We start from the raw sequence: 20,348 nt of genomic DNA on the forward strand, positions 1-20,348 counted from the left end.
CGTACCCGCTGTACGGCCCGCCCGCGCCCCACCCCCTTCTCTCCCGCCTGGACCCGGCCCTCGGGCCCCGGCTGCTGGCCCTCGGCTGCGACCTGGTGTGGGCGACGACCTGGGGCGAGGACGCGAACACGGTCGTCGGCCCGTGGCTGGGCCTGCCGCCGCTGCCGGTGCTGGACCCGCAGGACGACCCGCCCGCCCCCGGCGTCCACTGGAAGACGCGGCCCGTGCTGTCCCGGGCGGCGGGCCGCCCCTTCGTCTGGCTCGACGACGAGATCACCCCCGCCGACCGGGAGTACGTCGACGCCGGCCACCCGGCCCCGGCACTGCTGCACCGGGTCGATGCTCAGCGGGGCCTGACGCGGGAGGACTTCGAGACGGTGCGGACCTGGCTGTCACGACGGCCGCTCACGTGAAGTCGTACCCGCCGACGTCGGTGCTCCGGACGTGTCCGGGGCGCTGGTAGAGGGCGTTGCTCGGTGAGCACGTCGTCGGACGGGGAGGACACGGCCGGGTCACCTGATCTCCACGCTGCCGCAGACGAAGGTCGTTCCGCGGAGGAACTCCGGGGTGACGCGCACCCCGGTCAGGTGCTCGGCCAGCGCGAACGCGGCCGGTCCGGAGAGGTCCTCCGCGGTGTCGGAGGTCTCCGCCCAGAACTGGAAGCCGACGCGGTGCATGGCCTCCAGGTGTTCGTCGGGGGTCGTTCCCGAGCGGTGGTCGGGGACTCCGGGCTCGAAACCGAGCCGCTTCGTCCCGTTCTCGGCCCAGAGGAACGAGCTGACGCCGTTGACGTTGACGAAGTGCGAGACCCAGCGGGTGCCGACGGATGCCGGCAAGGCCGTCTCCTCGTCGATGCCGAGGTAGCCGTGGGGCTCGATCAGCAACGTCCAGTCCCGGATCGCCGCCATGGCGATCAGCTGCCGGGCGGGGTCCGGCTCCAGCAGCTCGAAGGCGGCCTCGACGATCTCCTCCACCCCTGTCAGCGCCGGTTCTTCCCGGCCCTGGAGCCGCCGAAGAATCCCGGCGGGCGCCAGATCTCGCACCAGGGTGAGGCAGTACGCCTGCGCGAGCTCGGGGAAGCCGTCCCCGAACCACGTGTAGTCGGCGGTGGTCGCAGTCATGCCGGAGATCCTCGCCGAGACCACTGACACCGGTGACCGGTGGCCGTGAGCAGCCGGTCGTACGGGCGCGACCCGGACCCTACGCTCGCCCCATGGCTGACGACTGTTTCGGGCATCCGCGCCTGGCCGCGCTCTACGACCCGCTCGACCCCGACCGCGGCGATCTCGACGCGTACGTCCGGATGGCGGGGGAGTTCGGGGCGCGCCGGGTACTGGACATCGGCTGCGGGACAGGGGTGTTCGCGCTCCTGCTGGCGCGTCGCGGGATCGAGGTCGTCGGCGTCGACCCCGCCCGCGCGTCCATCGACGTGGCCCGCGGCAAGCCCGGCGCCGAACGGGTGCGCTGGATCCACGGCGATGCGACTACCCTGCCGCCGTTGCGGGTCGACCTGGCGACCATGACGGCGAACGTCGCCCAGGCCATCGCCGATCCACAGGCCTGGCAGGAGACGCTGCGAGGCGCTCACGCCGCGCTCCGTCCCGGCGGACACCTGGTCTTCGAGACCCGGGATCCGGCCGGGCGGGCCTGGGAGGAGTGGAACCGTGCGGCGTCGTACGGCGTGACGGACGTCCCCGGTGTCGGCGCCGTCGAGAGCTGGGTCGAGCTGACCGACGTGAGCGGGCCGCTGGTGACGTTCCGTTGGACGTACGTGTTCCCCGCGGACGGGCAGGTGCTGACCTCGGACTCCACACTGCGCTTCCGCGAGCGGCAGGAGGTCGAGGCCGAGCTGGCCGCGCAGGGGTATGAGGTGGAGGACGTACGCGACGCTCCCGACCGGCCGGGCAGGGAGCTGGTGTTCGTCGCACGACGTCCCTGGGACGGGCCGCCGTTGGGCTGTCCTGTCCCAGACAACTGTGGGCAGGGTGAGGCTCTGACCTGGGGTGCCTATGGTTGAGTGGGACGGCAGGGCGGTCGGGGTCCCGCTCAACTGACGCGAGCCGTCGAACAAGCGCTGGAGCTCCCCGGGGTCCCCGCCGAGCGGGCCGTGTTCGTCGGCGCGACACCGTGTGGGACACGCGGGCGGGCAGCCGGGCCGGGGTGCGCTGCCTGGGCGTCCAGTGCGGCAGGATCCCGCGCGGCGATCTGGAGGAAGCGGGTGCGGAGGCGGTCTACGACGACCCCGCCCCGCGTTGCCGGTCACCCAGGGTGACAGCTCCTGGGTGACGCGGAACACACACAGGACGGCATGCGCGGGGAACACCGATCGGTTTCACCGTGCTGAACCAGGCATGAGCACTGCACAGCACAAGATCGGCTCGGGCTTCGGCGCCGAGAGCACGGCCGACGACGTCCTCCAGGGCATCGACCTCACGGGGAAGCTCGCCATCGTCACCGGCGGCTACTCGGGTCTCGGGCTGGAGACGACACGCGCCCTGACGAAGGCGGGCGCCCGCGTGGTCGTCCCGGCCCGCCGCCCGGACGCCGCCCGGGAGGCGCTCGCCGGGATCGACGGCGTCGAACTGGACGAACTGGACCTCGGCGACCTGGAGAGCGTGCGCGGCTTCGCCGAGCGGTTCCTCGCCTCCGGCCGGACCGTGGACTTCGTCATCGACAACGCCGGGATCATGGCCACCCCGGGGACGCGGGTCGGACCCGGCTGGGAGGCCCAGTTCGCCACGAATCACCTGGGTCACTTCGCCCTGGTGAACCGCCTGTGGCCGGCGATCGAGCCCGGTGGCGCCCGCGTCGTCTCCTCCTCCTCGCGCGGCCACCACTGGTCCGGCATCCGCTGGGACGACGTCCAGTGGCGCCACGGCTACGACAAGTGGCAGGCGTACGGACAGTCCAAGACGGCGAACGTGCTGTTCGCCGTGCACCTGGACAAGCTCGGCCGGGACGCCGGCGTACGGGCCTTCTCGCCCCACCCCGGTGACATCATGACCCCGCTGCAGCGCCACCTTCCCAAGGAGGAGATGATCGCGGCCGGCTGGATCGACGAGAACGGCAACGCCCTGAACCCCGAGCTCCTCAAGACCCCGGAGCAGGGCGCGGCCACCCAGGTGTGGGCGGCGACCTCCCCCCAGCTGGACGGCCTGGGCGGCCTGTACCTGGAGGACTGCGACGTCGCCGAGCCCGCCCTGGCGGACGGCGAGACGGGCGTGAAGGACTGGGCGATCGATCCCGAACAGGCCGCGCGCCTGTGGGAGTTCTCGGCGGAGCTCACGGGCGTCAACGCCTTCGCCGCCTAGGACGCGCCGAGTTCCCTGGGCCCGTACAGCACTTCGCAGGGTCCTCCGCCGGAGGGGCGCTGGAAATGCTGCTCGGTGGGGGCCCTGCTCAGGGCGGGTCACGGCGTCGCATGCAGGAACATCCGATCGCGCGGATACGCGAGCGGGACCAGCGAGGCTCGTCGACCAGCCGGACTGCAGTCCCCTCCAGCGCGGCCACCGTGTGCAGTCGCCCGTCGAACCGGAACCCATCACCCGCTCGCAGCAACCGCGGACGCGACGGCATCCCCGCTCTTTCCCGCACCGCGCCGAGCCGGACCTGCGAGCCCGCCGACAACAGCCCGGCCTCCAGATCCACCGCCAGAACCCGGCGCCAGAGCAGATGGAACAGCACCGGCAGCACCGCGATCTGACCACCCACCCGCAGGGCCCCGGCCAGCAACCCACCGCCGTCGGCGAACACCTCCACCAAGCGGGCAGCGACCTCCTGGTGGAGGTGTTCGCGGATGCCGGTAACCGGCCAGCCACCGCACGTTCGCCATCAGCACCGCATCCGGCGTTCCCATCCGCACGAAGTCCCAGCCCACCGACTGGCAGGCTGCCGCCGTCACGGCGAACTTCGCCGCGTGATCCGGCCCGATCCGCTCGTCCGGACGCACGTCCACTACCAAGCCCGTCCCGTCAGCACGGCGGACGAAGAAATCCGGCGTATGCCGCACCAGCTTCCCGCCCGCCCCGGCCCACGACAGCCGAAACGGCTGCGAGGCCATGCCCGTCACCAGCGGATCGAAGTCCAGCAGTATCAAGTGGTCGCGCTCCAGCCACGACTCATAGCCCACATGCCCGCCGCAGGTCGCCGACCAGTACCAGCCGCACCAGTTCCCCTGACCACGAAAAGCCGGGAACCGACGCTCAGGCCGCACCGACTCGAACCGGACCGGCCACAGGCGTCCCAAGGCTTCCCGCTCACGGATGCCGGCCGCGCCGACGTACTCCGGCTCGACGTCCTCCGCCGGCACCTCGCGCACATCCATCCGGGCCTCCGGTACGACGCCGACCAGCCACTTCGACCGAAGAAGCGCCATGACCGCAATACCTACACAAGACCGGAACTCTCCAGAACTTGCCTACACATGACCGGGACCCAGCCGCACACGCCTACAGAAGAGCGGGAATGCCTACACATCGCAGAGACAGGACAGCCGTTGGGCGGATCGGGTGGTCCTCGGCGTGGCGTGGCGCACTTTTGCAAGCAGGTGCTTGCAAAAGTTAGCGGGGGTGGGGCACTGTGGAGGCATGGCATCGCTCAACGTCGGCAATCTCGGTGAGTACCTGCGCGAGCAGCGGCGGAACGCCCAGCTCTCGCTGCGGCAGCTCGCCGACGCCGCCGGGGTGTCCAATCCGTACCTGAGCCAGATCGAGCGAGGGCTGCGCAAGCCGAGCGCGGAGGTGCTGCAGCAGGTCGCCAAGGCGCTGCGGATCTCCGCCGAGACGTTGTACGTCCGGGCCGGCATCCTCGATGCCGAGCGCGACCGCGACGACGTCGAGACGCGGGCCGTCGTCCTCGCCGATCCCACGCTGACCGAGCAGCAGAAGCAGGTGCTGCTCCAGATCTACGAGTCCTTCCGCAAGGAGAACGGGTTCGTGGGCGGCGACGGCGCGGTGGACGTCCAGCGCGGTGCGGACGCCGTACCCGGCACCCGCACGGCCGGCGGCACCGACGCCGATCCGCAGCAGACGGCCGGTTGACCGGACCAGGGGACCGGCCGCCCGACTGCGGACCCGCACCAACCGACATCGACGAACACGACGACGAACGCGACGAACGCGAATACGGGAGGACCATCACCATGGCCATCAGCGACGACCTGCGCAAGACCTTCAGCGACCCCACCCCCCTCTACTTCGCCGCCGGCACCGCCGACCTGGCTCTCCAGCAGGCGAAGAAGGTGCCGGGCCTGGTGGAGCAGCTGCGTACGGAGGCGCCCGCCCGCTTCGAGGCCGTCCGCAACACCGACCCGAAGGTCGTCCAGGAGCGGGCCGCCACCCGTGCCAAGGAGGCCGGCGTGAAGGCGAAGGAGGCGCAGGAGACTCTCCAGACGAAGGTCAACGAGTTCATCGCCTCCCTCGACGGCGACATCAAGAAGCTCGGCACCACGCTCGACGCCGACCTGAAGAAGATCGGTGAGTCCGCCCAGGACATCGCGCTGCGCAGCGTCGGCGTCGCGGCCGAGTACGCCGTCAAGGCCCGTGAGACCTACGAGAAGGTCGCCGAGCACGGCGAGCAGGCCGTGAAGACCTGGCGCGGCGAGGCCGCCGAGGACATCGAGGAACTGGCCATCGCCGTCGAGGGCAGGGACGAGCCCGCGGCCGGGCCGGTCGCGGTCAAGGACGAGCCGGTAGCGGCCAAGGACGAGCCGAAGCCCGCCGCGGCCGACGCCGAGGCGAAGAAGGCCCCGGCCAAGAAGGCTCCGGCCGCCCGCAAGACCACCGCGAAGAAGACGACGCCCCCGGCCAAGTGAGACCGGCGGGGGACACGCGGTACGGATCAGGAAACGGCGACGGGCCGGGCACTCGTTGAGTGCCCGGCCCGTTGTACGGGTAGGGCGAGCGCGGTTGCGGGTACGGTGACCGCGTAAGGACGAGCCATGTCGTGCCGAGTCGGGTGGTGGACGTAGTGCTGATGGAAGGTTTCGCGGGGTTCATGTCTCTGCTGAGCCTGGCCCTGATCGTGTTCAGCGGCTTCGCTCTGTTCGACGCGGCCATCCGCCGCGAGGACGGCTTCCGGGCCGCGGACAAGAAGACCAAGCCGTTCTGGCTGATCGTTCTCGGGATCGCCTTCGTGGTGAGCCTGATCTTTCCCGTCCTGTCGTTCCTGCCCATCATCGGCCTGATCGCGAGCATCGTGTACATGGTCGACGTCCGGCCGGCCCTGCGCTCCCTGCCGGGCGGCGGACGCAGCAGCAGAGGCGGCGGCTCCAGCAGCGACGGGCCGTACGGGCCGTACAACGGCGGCCGGTAGCCCCCCGCCCGTCGGGCCAGGGAGCTTTTACGGCACCCGGTCCAGCAGGACCACCGCCACGTCGTCCGTCAGCTCGCCGCCGTTCAGGTCGCGCACCTCGTTGACCGCGGCCCGCAGCAGATCCTCGCCGCTCAGGCCGGCCGCGAGCTGGCGGCGGATCATCTCCACCATGCCGTCCTGGCCCAGCCGCTCCCGGCCCGCGCCGACGCGGCCCTCTATCAGCCCGTCGGTGTAGAGCATCAGGCTCCACTCGGCACCCAGCTCGACCTGCATCCGCGGCCAGCGGGCGCCCGGCAGCAGCCCCAGCGCCGGGCCGTTGTTGTCGTACGGCAACAGCCGGGCCGGCCGGTCGGGGCGGGCGATCAGCGGCGCCGGATGCCCGGCCAGGCAGAGGCCGGCCCGCCGGCCGTCGGGTGCGATGTCCACCGTGCACAGTGTCGCGAAGATCTCGTCGTCGTCGCGCTCGTGCTCCAGCACCTGCTGGAGCGTGTTCAGCAACTGGTCACCGCAGAGCCCGGCCAGCGTCAGCGCCCGCCAGGCGATCCTCAGCTCCACGCCGAGCGCCGCCTCGTCCGGGCCGTGCCCGCAGACGTCGCCGATCATCGCGTGGACCGTGCCGTCCGGAGTGCGGACGGTGTCGTAGAAGTCGCCGCCGAGCAGCGCGCGTGAGCGGCCGGGGCGGTAGCGGGCGGCGAAGCGCAGCGGGGAGCCCTCCAGCAGGGGTGTCGGCAGCAGACCGCGCTCCAGACGGGCGTTCTCCTGCGCGCGCAGCCTGCCCTCGGCGAGCCGCCGCTCGGCGGTGTCCGACCGCTTGCGCTCGACGGCGTACCGGATGGCGCGGCTCAGCAGCCGTCCGTCCAGCTCGTCGCGGAACAGGTAGTCCTGGGCGCCGACACGCACCGCCTCCGTGCCGCGTTCGGCGTCACCGGAGGCGGTGAGCGCGAGCACGGCGTGCCGGGGTGCCAGCTCCAGGACATGCCGGAGTACGGCCAGCTCGTCGTCGTCGGCGGCGCGGCCGGGGGCGGGCAGGGCGAGGTCCAGCAGGATGCAGTGGACGTCGTCGGTGAGCAGTCGCTCGGCCTCGGTGAGGTTGCGGGCGGTGCGCATGCGGATCGGCTTGCCGGCCGAGTCGAGCAGGTCGGGCACGATCGGGGCGGCCGTGGGGTCGTCCTCGATCAGCAGCAGGGTGAGGTTGGCGTGGGCGGCGGTCACGTCGTGGGGGACGCCGTCGCCGGGCGTGGCGTTGTTCCCGGCCGTCGCGTCGTTGCGATCGTCGGTCCGGTCGTCCGTGCGCCGGGTCCCTTCCGTGAGGGGACCCTCGCCTGCGGGCGCGGCCTGCGCCTGACCACACTCCACGGCCGGGATCGCTCTCTGCCGCGGTACGGGTACGGGCATCGTGTTGGGTTCCTTCCCTCCCCCCGAGGGCATGGCGGGGACGAGGGACCTCGACCCACCGACGGGGACCATAGCGGCAGAAGGCGCCGCAGCGGAATGGTGTACGGCGCGTCGCTTGATCTCTCGCCAGTGTCATATGCCGCGATCCGTACCGCAGTTGGGCAGGGCGGTACGGGGGCCGGGATGACGAAGGTCACGTCCCCACCGGGTTTGGCGGCAGGGGGCCGTGCCGTGCGTCACGTGGCCCTGGTCACGCGGGCGGTACGAGGGATTCGGTGACCGTCCGCCGCCGTGTTCGGGCACCCACCCGGTGTCCTACGCGCCGGGCCGCACCACGCCGAGGATCGGCATCGAGCCGGCCCCCGCGAGCGTGACCGTCCGGCCGGGACGGGGGGCGTGGACCATCGTGCCGTCGCCGACGTACATCGCGACATGGCTGGCGTCGTCGAAGTAGATGATCAGGTCGCCGGGGCGCATGTCCTTCACGGCGACCTGCTTCAGCTGCCGCCACTGCTCCTGCGAGGTGCGGGGGATGGTGACGCCGGCGCCGGCCCAGGCCTGAGAGGTGAGGCCGGAGCAGTCGAAGGTGTCCGGGCCCTCGGCACCCCACACGTACGGCTTGCCGATCTGCGCGGTGGCGTACTGCACGGCCCGCGTGCCTTGCGCGGTGGCCTCGCCGGTCGTGGCGCCGTCCAGTATCCCGGTGCCCAGCCAGGTGGTCTGCGCCTTCTGGGCGGCCTGTTCCTGGAGCCGGGCGAGGCGCTCCTTCTCCTCTTTCTCCAGGGTGGATTCGAGCTTCTCGGCCGCCGCGATCTGCTTCTCGATCGTCTTCTGGGCGGTGGCCCTGGCCTTGCGGTTGTTCTCCAGCTTCTGCCACTGGGCGGAGGCGTCCCTGGTGTACTGCTCCAAGTCCTGCTGGGTGCGGGTCATCTCGCCGAGCAGGCCGTTCGTGGCGCGCTGACCCTGGATCACGCGGCCCGCTCCGTCGAGGAAGTCGCCCGGATCGTCGCTGAGCAGCAGCTGCGCCTCGTCGGGCAGTCCGCCGCCGCGGTACTGGGAGCGGGCGGCGGCACCGGCGCGGTCCTTCAGATCGTCGAGCTCCTCGCGGCCCTCGACGATCTTCTTCGCCAGCTCCACCAGCTCCGCGGACTGCTTCTTCGCCTGTTCCTCGGCCGCGTTGTAGGCGTCGGTGGCGACGGCGGCGTCGTGGTACAGCTCGTCGAGCTTCTCGCGGACCGCTTCGAGATCCTCGTTGGTCGCGGGCGGAGCCGTGAGGTCGGGCGCGGTCGTCGGGGCTGTGGGCGAGGCCGTCTTCGGGGCCGGAGTCGGGCTCGGACTCGCGAACGCCGTGCCCGGTACCGCCAGGACGGTGACCGCGCAGACCACGGTCACGGCCACCGCGAGCAGGCTGCGCTTGCCCGAACCCATAACGTCCCCCAAAGCTGATTTACCGTCAGTAACTTACGGTCGCCCGGGGGATCGTGCCACGCCATGACGGAAAACGACAGAGGTAGTCCTTCCCTCCGCTCCCGCCCCGGCATGACGATCGCCCCTCCTTTGTGACGAACGCCTCACGGGGATCGTTCCCGAGGCCGACGGCAGTTGGAGGTGCCAGAGGTGAACCGGACGTCTACGGGGGAGTGACTTCACGCGCTATCCGCGCGGCGCCAACGCCCCCCACGCCACGGTGACTTCCCCCTGTCGCCACCGCACCGGCCCGTCCGTCACCGGCCAGTCGGCGGTGAGGGCGCGTGCCGTGCGGATCCACCGCTGGCGGGCGCCGTAGGAGGCGTACGGCGCGGCCGCGGCCCAGGCACGGTCGAAGTCGCGCAGGAACGCGTGCACCGGCTCGCCGGGCACATTGCGGTGGATCAGCGCCTTCGGGAGCCGTTCCGCCAGGTCCGAGGGGCGCTCCAGGGATCCCAGCCGGGTCGCGAAGGTGACCGTGCGGGGACCCTCCGGGCCGAGCGCCACCCACACGTGCCGTCGCCCGATCTCGTCGCACGTCCCCTCGACGAGCAGCCCGCCCCGCGACCCCCTCGCGGGGTCGGCCGGGGCGAGCCGGGCGCACAGCCGCGCCCAGACCGCGGCGACCTGGTCCTCGTCGTACTGGCGCAGCACATTGGCGGCGCGGATGAGATGCGGCGGCCGGGGCACGGGGACCTCGAAGCCGCCGTGGCGGAAGGCGAGGCCGTCGCGTTCGTACGGCTTCGCCGCGGTGACCCGGGCCGGTTCGATCTCGACGCCCACCACGCGCGCGTGCGGGGCGACGGAGCGCAGCCGGGTCAGCAGCTCGACAGCCGTCCAGGGCGCGGCACCGTAGCCGAGGTCGACGGCCACGGGGTCGGCGGCGCGACGCAGTTCGGCGCCGTGGACCGCGGCGATCCAGCGGTCCATGCGGCGCAGCCGGTTGGGATTGGTGGTCCCGCGCGTGACCGTGCCCACGACGGGGGTCCCCCTGCTCGGGCGAGGCCGAGCGTGGGGGAGGGGCTGCGTGCGGGGGGACATGGCTATGAGGGTATGCGGTCACCCGGCAGGGGAGGCGCGGCCCGGTTACCGCGGGTTCCCTCCGGCCACAGGCGCCCCGGACGCCCCCCGCCCTCGAACGGTTGAGCGACAGACGGTAACGACCAGGCAAAAACCGCCCCGCGGCACATCCGTACGGAATGGGAATGCCTCGTTCCCGCGTTGGACACCCTTGGAGGGCGCCCCACGCCCTCCGTCCGGCATGCCCGCAGCAAGGAGGAAACGCCACGTGAGCCAGTACGTCAGCAGGCTCGGGCGTCGCTCTTCGGCGGCACCCTCACGACTGCGACTGCACCGCCGCCCCCGGCGTGTCGCCATGCTCTCCGTGCACACCTCACCCCTCCACCAGCCCGGCACCGGTGACGCCGGCGGCATGAACGTATACATCGTGGAGCTGGCCCAGCGCCTCGCCGCGATCAACATCGAGGTCGAGATCTTCACGCGGGCCACCACCGGCGGCCTCCCGCCCACCGTCGAACTGGCACCCGGCGTCCTCGTCCGGCACATCGACGCCGGCCCCTACGAGGGCCTCGCCAAGGAGGAGCTGCCCGCCCAGCTGTGCGCCTTCACCCACGGCGTGATGCAGGCCTGGGCCGGCCAGCGCCCCGGCCACTACGACCTCGTCCACTCGCACTACTGGCTCTCCGGCCACGTCGGCTGGCTCGCCGCCCAGCGCTGGGGCACCCCCCTCGTGCACGCCATGCACACCATGGCCAAGGTCAAGAACGCCAACCTCGCCGACGGCGACACCCCCGAGCCCGCCGCCCGCGTCATCGGCGAGATGCAGATCGTCGCCGCCGCCGACCGCCTCATCGCCAACACCGCGGAGGAGGCCGACGAACTCGCCCGGCACTACGGCGCCGAACCCGGCAAGATCGCCGTCGTCCACCCCGGCGTCAACCTCGACCGTTTCCGCCCGGCCGACGGCCGTGCCGCCGCCCGCGCCCGCCTGGACCTCCCGCAGGACGCCCTGATCCCGCTGTTCGCCGGCCGCATCCAGCCGCTCAAGGCCCCCGACGTGCTGCTGCGCGCCGTCGCCGTCCTCCTCGACCAGCGCCCCGACCTGCGGTCCAAGATGGTCGTACCGGTCGTCGGCGGGCCCAGCGGCAGTGGCCTCGCCAAGCCGGAGGGCCTCCAGAAGCTGGCCGCGCGCCTCGGCATCTCCGACGTCGTACGGTTCCGTCCGCCCGTCGGCCAGGACCAGCTCGCGGACTGGTTCCGGGCCGCGTCCGTCCTCGTCGTGCCGTCGTACAGCGAGTCCTTCGGGCTGGTCGCCATAGAGGCGCAGGCCACCGGCACCCCGGTGCTCGCCGCCTCGGTCGGCGGACTGCCGGTGGCCGTCCGCGACGGCGAGACCGGCTTCCTGGTGCAGGGACACGAACCGGCCCGCTACGCGCGCGTGCTCGCCGAACTCGCCGACCACCCCGAGCTGCCCGCCCGCATGGGCGAGGCCGCCGCCCGGCACGCCCAGTCCTTCGGCTGGGACACCGCCGCCGCCGCCACCGCCGACGTCTACACGGCCGCCGTGCAGTCCCACCGCCGTCACGTACGCTCCCAGCATGGGTGAGGCCAACATGAGCGGTGGTGCCGGCGACGCCGAGCAGAGCGCCGCGCGGATCATCGAGGACGTCCTCAAGGACGCCGAGCTGGAGTGGGAGAGTCCCGAGCCCGGCACCTACGTCGTCCAGCTCCCCGGCACCCGCAAACTGAGGACGACCGTCTCGCTGATCGTCGGCCGCCACTCCCTGTCGCTGAACGCCTTCGTCATCCGCCACCCCGACGAGAACGAGGCGGGCGTCCACCGCTGGCTCCTGGAGCGCAACCTCAAGCTGTACGGCGTCAGCTACGCCGTCGACCCCCTCGGCGACATCTACGTCACCGCCCGCCTCCCGCTCTCCACGGTCACCCCCGAGGACACCGACCGGCTTCTCGGCCAGGTCCTGGAGGCCGCCGACGGCGCCTTCAACACCCTCCTGGAGCTGGGGTTCGCCTCCGCGATCCGCAAGGAGTACGCCTGGCGCGTCTCCCGCGGCGAGTCGACCCGCAACCTCGACGCCTTCCGCAACCTGACGCAACGACCCACCGAGTAGACCTGTGCTGACCTGCTGTTAGCCTGCCGCGACCTGATCCCGCACCGGAGTTAAAGAGGTCGCGCATGCGCGCAGGCAGATCCACCATCGTGGCCGCAGTGGCGGGAGCGCTCGCCCTGACGGCGTTCGCCGCACCGGCCGCGGAGGCGGCGGACACCGGCATCACGGTGTCCAACGTGGTCGTCAACGGCGGCAGGCCCATCGTCGTCGGCACCACCCAGGAAGTACGCCCCGGCGTCAGCTTCCGTGTGACATGGCCCGCGGGCCACTCGCTCACCACGATCGACGCTAACCCCTTCCTCTACCGGCACGACACCACCGCCGCCAAGGGCTTCGTCAGCGGCGGCATCTGGATGGGCCTCATCACCTGCAACGAGGACGGCTCGCGCGCCGCGAACTGCACGGGCGACTTCTATATCGACCCGCCGTACCGCCTGGACTCCAACGGTGACGCCACGACCTGGAAGGTCGCCTTCAACGCGATGGTCTGGACGGCGGACGACCGCCTCAAGAGCCAGGAGTACCTGACCGGCCTCGGCAGCACCCAGATCAAGCGCGCCGCGAAGGCCACCGCCAACGCCTCCCCGGAACCGGTCGCCAAGGGCAAGACGCTCACCGTCACCGGCCGGCTCACACGCGCGGACTGGGTCAGGCACACCTACGCCGGATACGGCGGCAAGGCGGCGAAGCTCCAGTTCCGCAAGGCGGGCACGAGCACCTACACCACCGTCAGGACCGTCAACGCCGACTCGGCGGGCTACCTGCGCACCACGGTCACCGCGAACGCCGACGGCTACTGGCGCTGGACCTTCGGCGAGACCGCCACGACCGGCGGCGCCTCGGCGGCCGGCGACTACGTCGACGTCAGGTAACCGTTGTCGCGGGGGAGTTGCCCGGAGCTGCCGTACCGTCCCGGCGTCACCCCCACCAACCTGCGGAAATGCCGGGTGAGATGGGCCTGGTCGTAGAAGCCGGCGGCCACCGCGACCTCGCCCACCGGCAGCCCGTCCAGCAACAGCCGACGGGCCCGGTCCACCCGGCGGGCGGTCAGATACTGATGCGGCGCGATGCCGTACGCCGCGCTGAACGCCCGCACCAGATGCGCCGGATGCGCCTGGAGCAGCCCGGCCGCCGCGTCCAGCGTCAGCCCCTCCGCCACGCGCGCGTCGAGCAACTCCCGCAGCCGGCGCGCGAGGACGGGGTCGCGGTGCTGCGGCCGTAGGGCCCGGCCGGGCCGCAGCAGGCCGCGCAGCCGCTCTCCGATGAACGTCAGCCGGCTGTCGGCCTCCAGCTCCTCGCCGGGCCGCGACAGCGCGCCGTGCAACTGGCCCACCCGCCGCCGCAGCACCGGATCCCGCAGGTCGGGTCCGTCCACGGCCGGCCCGATCAGCTCCTCGCCGAGCACGCTCGCGTCGAGGTACAGCACCCGCTTGCGGAAACCGTCCGGGGTGACGGCGGACCCGTTGTGCGGCACATGCGGAGGCAACAGCGACACCGAGTCGTGCGAGGTGTTGTGCGGGGTGCCGTGCTCATGCCGATCCAGGTCGTACCGTACGGCCCCGTCGTCGACGATGAGCAGCGTCCACGCCTCGTGCACGTGCATCGGGTAGGCGTACCCGGTGAAGTGCGCGTGGAAGACCTCCACGACGCCCGGTACCCGGGGGCGCCAGGCCAGGACGTCGGCGGTCGGCCGGGGGGCCGGGCGGGGAACGGCCATGCAAAGAACGTACAAGACCGCGTCGTACGCCGGACGGCAGTCTCGTGGCATGAGCACTGAACCCCTGCGCTTCGACACGAAGATCGCCGTCCTGCTGCGCGAGGACCTGGAGACCTGGCAGCGCCTGAACGTCACCGCGTTCCTGGTCAGCGGCCTGGGCACGGAGGTTCCCGAGGTGATCGGGGAGCCTTACGAGGACGCGGACGGCGTCCCCTACCTGCCGATGTTCCGCCAGCCCGTGCTGGTCTTCGAGGGCACCAAGGAGACGCTGACGGCGGCCCACGCGCGCGTGCTCTCCCGGTCCCTCCCGCGCGCGGTGTTCACCGGCGACCTCTTCACCACCGGCAACGACCGCGACAACCGCGCGGCGGTACGGGCCGTGCCGCCGGACGACCTCGACCTCGTGGGGCTCGCGGTGTACGGGCCGCGGAACGCGGTCGACAAGATACTGAAGGGGGCGCGGATGCATCCGTGAGGCGGTCCCGGCGGTCCTCGGGCCGCGTGCCTCTCGTCGGTCCTCGGGCCGCGCGCCTCCCGGCAGACCCTCAGGCCGCGCCGACCGCCATGTCTCTTCAGGCCGCGCCGACCTCTACGTCCGCCTTCGTCGCCGCGGGGCGCCCGGCCGGAGCCTTCTCCGCCGGCAGGCCCCGCATCAGCAGCGCGTACCCGACGCCCGCGACGGTCCCGACGACCGCGCACAGGCCCCACAGCCACTCCGCGCCGTACCGGTCGATGACGACGCCGGACGTCAGCGGGGCGACGAGCGCGGCCACCGCCCACGACATGGAGTACATGCCCTGGTAGCGGCCGCGGCCGTGCACGGGGGAGAGGCGGACCACCAGGCCGGTCTGGGTCGGCGCGTTGACGATCTCGGCGAGGGTCCACACGCAGACCGTCAGCGCGAACAGGCCGACCGAACCGGCGAACGCGGTCAGCCCGAAGCCGTACCCGGCGAGGACCGACGAGATCACCAGCAGCCGGCCCGGATCGCGATGCTGGATGAACCGGGTGACGGGGATCTGGAGCGCGACGATCAGGACGCCGTTGACGGCGATCGCCATGCCGTAGTCGGCCGGGGTGAAGCCGGCCGCGCCCATCGCCACCGGCAGGCCGACCGCCCCCTGCTGGAAGACGAACGCGACCAGGAAGGACAGCCCGACCACCCCCATGAACCGCCGGTCACGCAGTACGGTCCCCAGCCCCACGGCCTCCTGCTTGCTGGTCGTCAGGTTCTTGCCGTCCTGCTCCGGACGGGACTCGGGCACCCTGAGGAAGACGACGATCGCGCAGGCCAGCGTCATACCGGCCTCGATCAGGAACCCGGCGAGATAGCTGAACTCGGCGATGAACCCGGCGCCCATGGAGGAGATGGCGAATCCGAGGTTGATGGCCCAGTAGTTCAACGAGAACGCCCGGACCCGGTCCTCGGGCGGCACGATGTCCGCCATCATCGCCTGCACCGCGGGCCGGGAGGCGTTGGAGGACATGCCGACGAGGAAGGCGACGCCGGCGATGGCCAGCGGGTGGTGCACGAAGCCGAGAGCCGCCACGGACAGCGCGGTGCCGGTCTGCGCGACGAGCATCGTGGGCCGCCGGCCCAGCCGGTCGGCCATCACCCCGCCGGCCAGGGACGAGACGACCCCGCCCAGCCCGTGCAGCGCGGCGACGAGACCGGCGTAGGAGGCGGAGTAGCCGCGGTCGAGGGTCAGATACAGCGCCATGAAGGTGGCGACGAAACCGCCGAGCCGGTTCACCAGGGTGCTGGTCCACAGCCACCAGAACTCGCGCGGCAGGCCGGAGACGGTCTCCCGGGCGGCACGTCGGAGGGATCTGGCGGAGACGACGGACGACATGACGGATCCCCCGGATGTAAGCGGCGCTGGCGGTGCCTAGAACTTACGAGGAGGGCTGCTGCGGCGACCACTCGATTAACAGATCCCGTCAACTGTCCGCTCCTCGGGCACCGGGCACCGGCCCCCAAAACCTTGGATTACGCTCATAGCCATGGCCGACGCACCGTACAAGCTGATCCTCCTCCGCCACGGCGAGAGCGAGTGGAACGCGAAGAACCTGTTCACCGGCTGGGTGGACGTCAACCTCAACGAGAAGGGCGAGAAGGAGGCGGTCCGCGGCGGTGAGCTGCTCAAGGACGCCGGCCTGCTGCCCGACGTGGTCCACACGTCCCTCCAGAAGCGCGCGATCCGCACCGCGCAGCTGGCCCTCGAGGCAGCCGACCGCCTCTGGATCCCGGTCCACCGCTCCTGGCGCCTGAACGAGCGTCACTACGGCGCCCTCCAGGGCAAGGACAAGGCCCAGACGCTCGCCGAGTTCGGCGAGGAGCAGTTCATGCTCTGGCGCCGCTCGTACGACACCCCGCCGCCGCCGCTCGCCCGCGACGCCGAGTACTCGCAGTTCGACGACGCGCGTTACGCGACCCTGCCGCCCGAGCTGCGCCCCCGGACGGAGTGCCTCAAGGACGTCGTCGTGCGCATGCTCCCCTACTGGTTCGACGCCATCGTCCCCGACCTCCTCACCGGCCGCACGGTCCTCGTCGCCGCCCACGGCAACTCGCTGCGCGCCCTGGTCAAGCACCTCGACGGCATCTCCGACGCCGACATCGCGGGCCTGAACATCCCCACGGGCATCCCCCTGTCCTACGAACTCGACACCGACTTCAAGCCGCTCACCCCCGGCGGCACCTACCTCGACCCGGCCGCCGCAGCGGCAGCGATCGAGGCGGTCAAGAACCAGGGCAAGAAGAAGTAACGCGACACCGGTAAGCCCCCTACCAGCGCATTCTTCGCCGGTAGGGGGCTTTATGTTGTGCCTGGGCCGTCTCTGGGCCGTCAGGCCGGGGACGGCCGACGCGTCAGGCGCATACGTACGTGGAAGGCGACGAAGAAGCCGGCGAGGGTGGCCGCGCTCAGCGGGACGTCGATCCAGATGGGCAGCGTCGCTACGCCGCAGCCGATCAAGGGCATGGGCAGCGCATACGGGATGATGTCGATAGTCAGACTCGCGCGTGCGAGCATGGGTGTCCTCCAGGTGCTGGTTTCCACTGGCGCATCGATGGAGACAGGGCCGCTCCCCGGCACGGGAGCGGCCCTGAATTGCATGCGAAGCCTATTAAGGTTCGTAGCCGTCGGCAAATCTCCAGGTGGGGACGGGCAGGCGTGAATGGGTGGCGTTTCTAAACCTAGTTTGCAGGCGCCTTCCGCCCGCCTGGATGGCGCGCTCGTTCAACATTCAATCTTGTGCGTGCGTGCACGCTCGGATGTGCGTGCACGCACGCCCAGCAGGCAGTTGGCGACGGGATAGTGGTTGGGTGTATTGCTATCTGCGAGTCGAGAAGTGGGTGATTAGATGCTTCTGGTTTGCTAATCCGGACTCATAACGGGGCGTTCTAATCGCCGTGACTAACCGCGCTTCTAATCGCGTTCCTTGTCTGCTTCACTAATCGGCGCTTCATATGTGTCCTGGCTAGTTCCGCTAAAGATTCGCGTCACAGCGTTCCGAGTGCGCTCCTGACTCGACGGCATGAGGTGCGCGTAGACGCGAAGCGTCAGTCCGGGGTCCGAGTGGCCGAGGTACTCCGCGAGGGCTTTGATGTTCTCTCCGGAGTCCAGGAGCACCGAGGCGTAGAAGTGGCGGAGTGCGTGCATGCCGTTCTCGCGGGACTCGGTGTACGGCTTGCCCGGCTTCCGCTCGGGGATCACCTTGGCCGAGGCAAGCGCCCGCTTCCACGCCTCCTCGTTGAGCGACGTCCGCCAGACGTGACCACCGCGCGGCCCGGTGAAGATCAGCCGCTTGGTCACCGGAGGCCCATCGGCCACCTTCCACGGCAATGTGATGTCGACCGGAGGGAACCGCTTCATGTGGTCCCGGAGGGCATCGGCGACCGGCCCGGGGAGAGGGACGTCCCGCAGCTTGCCGCCCTTGGGCGGGGCGAACACAGCCTTGCTGCGGCTCAGCTTGAGCTGCTGGACCACATGCAACGTGTTCGACTCGAAGTCGATCGCGTCGACGGCCACACCGAGGATCTCGCCCTGGCGCAGACCGCAGCCGCCGCCCAGGTCGACCATGGCCCGGAACCGCTCGGGCATGCCGGCCTGGACAGCGAAGACCCGTTCCGGTGTCCAGGGAGTGACGCGCCTGTCGTCCACGGCCGGTGGCCGGACGGAGCGAGCCGCACACGGATTCCGGGGAAGGTGCCCGTCGTCCACGGCCGCGCTGAGGGCGGCACGGACGTTGGAGTAGATGGTGCGGGCGTACGAGCCTCGGATGCCGTTGCCGCTCAGCTGCCGTACCCAGTCCCGGATATGCGCAGGCTGAAAGGAGCCGAGCGGGCGCGATCCCAAGTACGGGAAGGCGTGCAGCCGAAGTTGCGACTCCATCGAAGCCTGGGTGTTCGGATCGGCCCCCTGTGTGGATACCCATGTCTCGGCGTACTGCTGGAAGGTGACCCGAGCGGCACGAGGGTCGATGTACTGCCCGCGTGCCATGTCCGCCTCGGTGTGGGCGAGCCACTGATCAGCAAGCCGCTTCTGTCTGTCGGGGAAGCTCTTGGACTTCTCCGTACCGTCCGGGCCGACGTACCGCGCGCGGTAGCGCGCGCCCGAGCCATAGCGCTCGCTCTTCACTCTGCGGGTCTTGCCGTCCGGACCGACCTCTGTCTTGTACCAGCGGTCTTGGATGTGCCCGGCCATCAGGCAGCCGCCCGCTCACGCTGGGAGTCCACCCAGGCCCGCACGTCTGCCGGGTCGAAGCGCAGATGCCGGCCGACACGGAAGCCACGGGGCCCGGTGCGCTTGCGTCGCCACTGGTAGACCGTCTCGACGCTGGGCAGCTCGAACATCTCCACCAGGTCGTCAGGTGTCAGGTACCGCGTGGGCAGGGGACGCGGCTCGGTGGCCACGTCGACCAGGGCGAGGCGTCGGTTAGCCACGGGTGGGTTCTCCTTCGGTTCCAGGGGCGGGTTCGATGGACGCGGCCAGCCAGGCTTCGGCGTCGGAGAGGCCAGTTCCGGCGAAGACCCAGTGCGCGAGGACGTACGTCGTCTCGGGTGCTTCTTCGTTCGCTGCTGCCTGTGCCCGTCGCCATTCGGCGCGGGCGGTGCGGAGTGCGCCGAGGGTGGTGGAGTAGCGGCGGGATTTGGTGGAGAAGTGGCCGCGGAAGCCGAGCATGTGCGCCCAGGCCCGCAGGCGGAGGTGTTCGAGGTCTTTGCGTGCGCCCAGGACCCACGCGGTTCGGATGAGGCGGCGGGCGTGTTCGCTGATGTCGAACTGGGCAAGTTCGGCGGCGAACTTCAGAGGGCGGTCGAGTGCTCCCGTGGCGGTCTCCGCTCCCTTGGTGGCGTACTTGGCGATGTACGCGGCCACGGCCCGTTCGGTCAGCTCCTGGCCGCTGTCGAAGTGGGCGGAACGGATGGTCCGGACGTCGAGCTGGCGGCCGAAGGCGAAGGTGTGAGCGTGACCGTTGATGGTGGGTCCGTCGACGCGGACCTTGGCAGCGGCGGCGCCGATGGCGTCGGTGAGCAGCTCGGCGGTTGCCCACGCCGGGGGCGGGGTGTCGCCGCCGGCCGGGCCGTCGAGCCGTATGACGGCGTGGAAGTGGACCGCGCCGCGCTTCTGGTACTCCGCGACCTTGGCGAAGGAGACTCGGGCATGGTCGCGGAGACGGCGCTGTGAGAGGCCCGCTCGCTTGGCGACCTCCCGGCGGACGTACGTCGAGAAGCGGCGCCACAGGGGACCGGCGTGCGCGTTCCACAGGATGGCGGCCTCGTAGTCGTAGGTATCCGGGTTCAGCGGGGTGCCGAGCGCCTCGTCCTCCTGGTCGTGCTGGATGCCGCAGCGGCAGGGGCGGCCGTCGGTGCGGCGGTTGTGGACCGGGCCGAAGCCGGGGGCGGTGAAGGTGGCGAAGACGCGAGGGTGGGCGGCGACGTGTTCCGGGGTGCCCTTGCCGCCGCGTAGTCCGGCGGTGATCAGCTGGAAGGTGTCGCGGCGGTAGACCTCCGAGCAGGCCGGGCAGCGGGTCGTACGGCGGTTGTTGCAGCGGACGAGGAGTTGGCCGGCCGGGAGGTCGCCCGAGTCGAGGTGCTGGAGGACGCGGCCGATCTCGCCGGTGGCGGTGTCGACGTCGTATTCGGTGCGGTGGCCGTCGAGGCGGATCGGGTGGGTGCAGCCGCCGAGTCCGGAGAGCTGCCGGAGGATACCGGGCAGGTTGCCGCCTGCGGCGAGGTCGCTGAGTTCCGGGAGCGGTGGAGGGGTGGCGCGGGTGAAGATGGCGGTTCTCCTTCTGATGGGCACTTC

At 71.1% G+C, this 20,348-nt stretch carries 22 protein-coding genes and 2 pseudogenes; 12 read left to right on the forward strand and 12 right to left on the reverse strand.

Going from position 1 to position 20,348, the window contains the following annotated elements; translation table 11 throughout:
* Positions 1–413: HAD domain-containing protein (locus tag BZL64_RS15075; RefSeq protein WP_107430297.1), on the forward strand; the 413-nt coding region annotated here is incomplete at its 5' end.
* A 99-nt stretch (positions 414–512) separates the two neighbouring features.
* Here BZL64_RS15075 and BZL64_RS15080 read toward each other — a convergent pair.
* Positions 513–1,121 (reverse strand): DUF6461 domain-containing protein, encoded by a 609-nt coding sequence (locus tag BZL64_RS15080; RefSeq protein ID WP_086769701.1) that lies wholly within the window; start codon positions 1,119–1,121, stop codon positions 513–515.
* A gap of 92 nt (positions 1,122–1,213) precedes the next feature.
* Between BZL64_RS15080 and BZL64_RS15085 the strand changes: the two genes are divergently transcribed.
* From BZL64_RS15085 to BZL64_RS15095, 3 genes and pseudogenes are all read left to right on the forward strand, one after another.
* Positions 1,214–2,017, forward strand: a complete 804-nt coding sequence (locus BZL64_RS15085) for a class I SAM-dependent methyltransferase (protein WP_086769702.1) — start codon at positions 1,214–1,216, stop codon at positions 2,015–2,017.
* A gap of 45 nt (positions 2,018–2,062) precedes the next feature.
* Positions 2,063–2,286: pseudogene (locus BZL64_RS41140) on the forward strand (HAD family hydrolase); the annotation flags it as partial.
* A gap of 65 nt (positions 2,287–2,351) precedes the next feature.
* Positions 2,352–3,311 carry an SDR family NAD(P)-dependent oxidoreductase gene (locus tag BZL64_RS15095; protein WP_086769703.1) on the forward strand — a complete coding sequence of 320 codons (960 nt, stop codon included), beginning with the start codon at positions 2,352–2,354 and terminating at the stop codon, positions 3,309–3,311.
* Between the two features lie 88 nt (positions 3,312–3,399).
* Here the strand turns inward: BZL64_RS15095 and BZL64_RS41145 are convergent, their stop codons facing one another.
* Both BZL64_RS41145 and BZL64_RS15100 read right to left on the reverse strand, forming a co-directional pair.
* Positions 3,400–3,762 carry a hypothetical protein gene (locus BZL64_RS41145; protein ID WP_244205346.1) on the reverse strand — a complete coding sequence of 121 codons (363 nt, stop codon included), beginning with the start codon at positions 3,760–3,762 and terminating at the stop codon, positions 3,400–3,402.
* 82 nt (positions 3,763–3,844) lie between these two features.
* Positions 3,845–4,375 (reverse strand): annotated as a pseudogene (locus BZL64_RS15100) (TnsA-like heteromeric transposase endonuclease subunit); the annotation flags it as partial.
* A 211-nt stretch (positions 4,376–4,586) separates the two neighbouring features.
* On the opposite strand from BZL64_RS15100, the gene BZL64_RS15105 reads away from it, so the two are divergent.
* The 3 genes from BZL64_RS15105 to BZL64_RS15115 all read left to right on the forward strand — a co-directional run bounded on the left by BZL64_RS15105 (position 4,587) and on the right by BZL64_RS15115 (position 6,312).
* Positions 4,587–5,039 carry a helix-turn-helix domain-containing protein gene (locus BZL64_RS15105; RefSeq protein ID WP_086769704.1) on the forward strand — a complete coding sequence of 151 codons (453 nt, stop codon included), beginning with the start codon at positions 4,587–4,589 and terminating at the stop codon, positions 5,037–5,039.
* Between the two features lie 101 nt (positions 5,040–5,140).
* Positions 5,141–5,812, forward strand: coding sequence for a hypothetical protein (locus tag BZL64_RS15110; RefSeq protein ID WP_086769705.1), 672 nt, complete (start codon positions 5,141–5,143; stop codon positions 5,810–5,812).
* 161 nt (positions 5,813–5,973) lie between these two features.
* Positions 5,974–6,312 carry a DUF2516 family protein gene (locus BZL64_RS15115; protein WP_167396149.1) on the forward strand — a complete coding sequence of 113 codons (339 nt, stop codon included), beginning with the start codon at positions 5,974–5,976 and terminating at the stop codon, positions 6,310–6,312.
* A gap of 27 nt (positions 6,313–6,339) precedes the next feature.
* Here BZL64_RS15115 and BZL64_RS15120 read toward each other — a convergent pair whose 3' ends face one another.
* The 3 genes from BZL64_RS15120 to BZL64_RS15130 form a co-directional block, all read right to left on the reverse strand.
* Positions 6,340–7,707, reverse strand: coding sequence for a PP2C family protein-serine/threonine phosphatase (locus BZL64_RS15120; RefSeq protein ID WP_086769706.1), 1,368 nt, complete (start codon positions 7,705–7,707; stop codon positions 6,340–6,342).
* 315 nt (positions 7,708–8,022) lie between these two features.
* Positions 8,023–9,135: a C40 family peptidase gene (locus tag BZL64_RS15125; protein WP_086769707.1), complete on the reverse strand. Its 1,113-nt coding sequence runs from the start codon at positions 9,133–9,135 to the stop codon at positions 8,023–8,025.
* A gap of 225 nt (positions 9,136–9,360) precedes the next feature.
* On the reverse strand, positions 9,361–10,152 hold the full coding sequence (locus BZL64_RS15130) for a class I SAM-dependent methyltransferase (protein ID WP_086769708.1): 792 nt from the start codon (positions 10,150–10,152) through the stop codon (positions 9,361–9,363).
* Positions 10,153–10,462: 310 nt separating this feature from the next.
* On the opposite strand from BZL64_RS15130, the gene mshA reads away from it, so the two are divergent.
* From mshA to BZL64_RS15145, 3 genes are all read left to right on the forward strand, one after another.
* The gene (gene mshA, locus BZL64_RS15135; protein WP_086769709.1) at positions 10,463–11,800 is read left to right on the forward strand and encodes a D-inositol-3-phosphate glycosyltransferase; all 1,338 of its coding nucleotides are present in this window, start codon (positions 10,463–10,465) and stop codon (positions 11,798–11,800) included.
* Positions 11,793–12,323 carry a type III secretion system chaperone family protein gene (locus tag BZL64_RS15140; protein ID WP_244205345.1) on the forward strand — a complete coding sequence of 177 codons (531 nt, stop codon included), beginning with the start codon at positions 11,793–11,795 and terminating at the stop codon, positions 12,321–12,323. Before mshA ends, BZL64_RS15140 begins: the two co-directional genes overlap by 8 nt.
* 65 nt (positions 12,324–12,388) lie before the next feature.
* Positions 12,389–13,195: a hypothetical protein gene (locus BZL64_RS15145; protein WP_208639446.1), complete on the forward strand. Its 807-nt coding sequence runs from the start codon at positions 12,389–12,391 to the stop codon at positions 13,193–13,195.
* On the opposite strand, the gene BZL64_RS15150 is transcribed toward BZL64_RS15145, so the two are convergent.
* Entirely contained in the window at positions 13,177–14,040 is an 864-nt protein-coding gene (locus BZL64_RS15150; protein WP_086769710.1) for a helix-turn-helix transcriptional regulator, read from the reverse strand. The genes BZL64_RS15145 and BZL64_RS15150 overlap by 19 nt on opposite strands.
* Positions 14,041–14,089: 49 nt before the next feature.
* Between BZL64_RS15150 and BZL64_RS15155 the strand changes: the two genes are divergently transcribed.
* Positions 14,090–14,515 (forward strand): DUF2000 domain-containing protein, encoded by a 426-nt coding sequence (locus tag BZL64_RS15155; RefSeq protein WP_086769711.1) that lies wholly within the window; start codon positions 14,090–14,092, stop codon positions 14,513–14,515.
* Between the two features lie 97 nt (positions 14,516–14,612).
* Here BZL64_RS15155 and BZL64_RS15160 read toward each other — a convergent pair whose 3' ends face one another.
* A complete protein-coding gene (locus tag BZL64_RS15160; RefSeq protein ID WP_086769712.1) occupies positions 14,613–15,893 on the reverse strand; it encodes an MDR family MFS transporter in 1,281 nt (426 codons plus the stop codon).
* 151 nt (positions 15,894–16,044) lie between these two features.
* Between BZL64_RS15160 and BZL64_RS15165 the strand changes: the two genes are divergently transcribed.
* Positions 16,045–16,806, forward strand: a complete 762-nt coding sequence (locus BZL64_RS15165) for a phosphoglyceromutase (protein WP_073492104.1) — start codon at positions 16,045–16,047, stop codon at positions 16,804–16,806.
* 80 nt (positions 16,807–16,886) lie between these two features.
* On the opposite strand, the gene BZL64_RS15170 is transcribed toward BZL64_RS15165, so the two are convergent.
* The 4 genes from BZL64_RS15170 to BZL64_RS15185 all read right to left on the reverse strand — a co-directional run bounded on the left by BZL64_RS15170 (position 16,887) and on the right by BZL64_RS15185 (position 20,258).
* Positions 16,887–17,072: a hypothetical protein gene (locus BZL64_RS15170; protein WP_086769713.1), complete on the reverse strand. Its 186-nt coding sequence runs from the start codon at positions 17,070–17,072 to the stop codon at positions 16,887–16,889.
* A 396-nt stretch (positions 17,073–17,468) separates the two neighbouring features.
* A complete protein-coding gene (locus tag BZL64_RS15175; RefSeq protein WP_086769714.1) occupies positions 17,469–18,746 on the reverse strand; it encodes a tyrosine-type recombinase/integrase in 1,278 nt (425 codons plus the stop codon).
* On the reverse strand, positions 18,746–18,985 hold the full coding sequence (locus BZL64_RS15180) for a helix-turn-helix transcriptional regulator (protein WP_086769715.1): 240 nt from the start codon (positions 18,983–18,985) through the stop codon (positions 18,746–18,748). The genes BZL64_RS15175 and BZL64_RS15180 overlap by 1 nt, the downstream gene beginning before the upstream one ends.
* Complete coding sequence (locus tag BZL64_RS15185; RefSeq protein WP_086769734.1) at positions 18,978–20,258, reverse strand: replication initiator; 1,281 nt, start codon at positions 20,256–20,258, stop codon at positions 18,978–18,980. The genes BZL64_RS15180 and BZL64_RS15185 overlap by 8 nt, the downstream gene beginning before the upstream one ends.
* Positions 20,259–20,348 lie beyond the last annotated feature (90 nt).

Origin of the sequence: Streptomyces bobili (genome assembly GCF_002154575.1) — a bacterium.
GTDB classification, from domain to species: Bacteria; Actinomycetota; Actinomycetes; order Streptomycetales; family Streptomycetaceae; genus Streptomyces; species Streptomyces bobili.

Excerpts from the sequence above, each read along its gene's own strand:
- BZL64_RS15085 (WP_086769702.1), top strand. The coding sequence starts at position 1,214 with ATGGCTGACGACTGTTTCGGGCATCCGCGCCTGGCCGCGCTCTACGAC.
- BZL64_RS15125 (WP_086769707.1), bottom strand. The coding sequence starts at position 9,135 with ATGGGTTCGGGCAAGCGCAGCCTGCTCGCGGTGGCCGTGACCGTGGTC.
- BZL64_RS15160 (WP_086769712.1), bottom strand. The coding sequence starts at position 15,893 with ATGTCGTCCGTCGTCTCCGCCAGATCCCTCCGACGTGCCGCCCGGGAG.
- BZL64_RS15170 (WP_086769713.1), bottom strand. The coding sequence starts at position 17,072 with ATGCTCGCACGCGCGAGTCTGACTATCGACATCATCCCGTATGCGCTG.
- BZL64_RS15145 (WP_208639446.1), top strand. The coding sequence starts at position 12,389 with ATGCGCGCAGGCAGATCCACCATCGTGGCCGCAGTGGCGGGAGCGCTC.
- BZL64_RS15095 (WP_086769703.1), top strand. The coding sequence starts at position 2,352 with ATGAGCACTGCACAGCACAAGATCGGCTCGGGCTTCGGCGCCGAGAGC.
- BZL64_RS15150 (WP_086769710.1), bottom strand. The coding sequence starts at position 14,040 with ATGGCCGTTCCCCGCCCGGCCCCCCGGCCGACCGCCGACGTCCTGGCC.
- BZL64_RS15080 (WP_086769701.1), bottom strand. The coding sequence starts at position 1,121 with ATGACTGCGACCACCGCCGACTACACGTGGTTCGGGGACGGCTTCCCC.
- BZL64_RS15140 (WP_244205345.1), top strand. The coding sequence starts at position 11,793 with ATGGGTGAGGCCAACATGAGCGGTGGTGCCGGCGACGCCGAGCAGAGC.
- BZL64_RS15115 (WP_167396149.1), top strand. The coding sequence starts at position 5,974 with ATGGAAGGTTTCGCGGGGTTCATGTCTCTGCTGAGCCTGGCCCTGATC.
- BZL64_RS15120 (WP_086769706.1), bottom strand. The coding sequence starts at position 7,707 with ATGCCCGTACCCGTACCGCGGCAGAGAGCGATCCCGGCCGTGGAGTGT.
- BZL64_RS15155 (WP_086769711.1), top strand. The coding sequence starts at position 14,090 with ATGAGCACTGAACCCCTGCGCTTCGACACGAAGATCGCCGTCCTGCTG.
- BZL64_RS15175 (WP_086769714.1), bottom strand. The coding sequence starts at position 18,746 with ATGGCCGGGCACATCCAAGACCGCTGGTACAAGACAGAGGTCGGTCCG.
- BZL64_RS15105 (WP_086769704.1), top strand. The coding sequence starts at position 4,587 with ATGGCATCGCTCAACGTCGGCAATCTCGGTGAGTACCTGCGCGAGCAG.
- BZL64_RS15110 (WP_086769705.1), top strand. The coding sequence starts at position 5,141 with ATGGCCATCAGCGACGACCTGCGCAAGACCTTCAGCGACCCCACCCCC.
- BZL64_RS15165 (WP_073492104.1), top strand. The coding sequence starts at position 16,045 with ATGGCCGACGCACCGTACAAGCTGATCCTCCTCCGCCACGGCGAGAGC.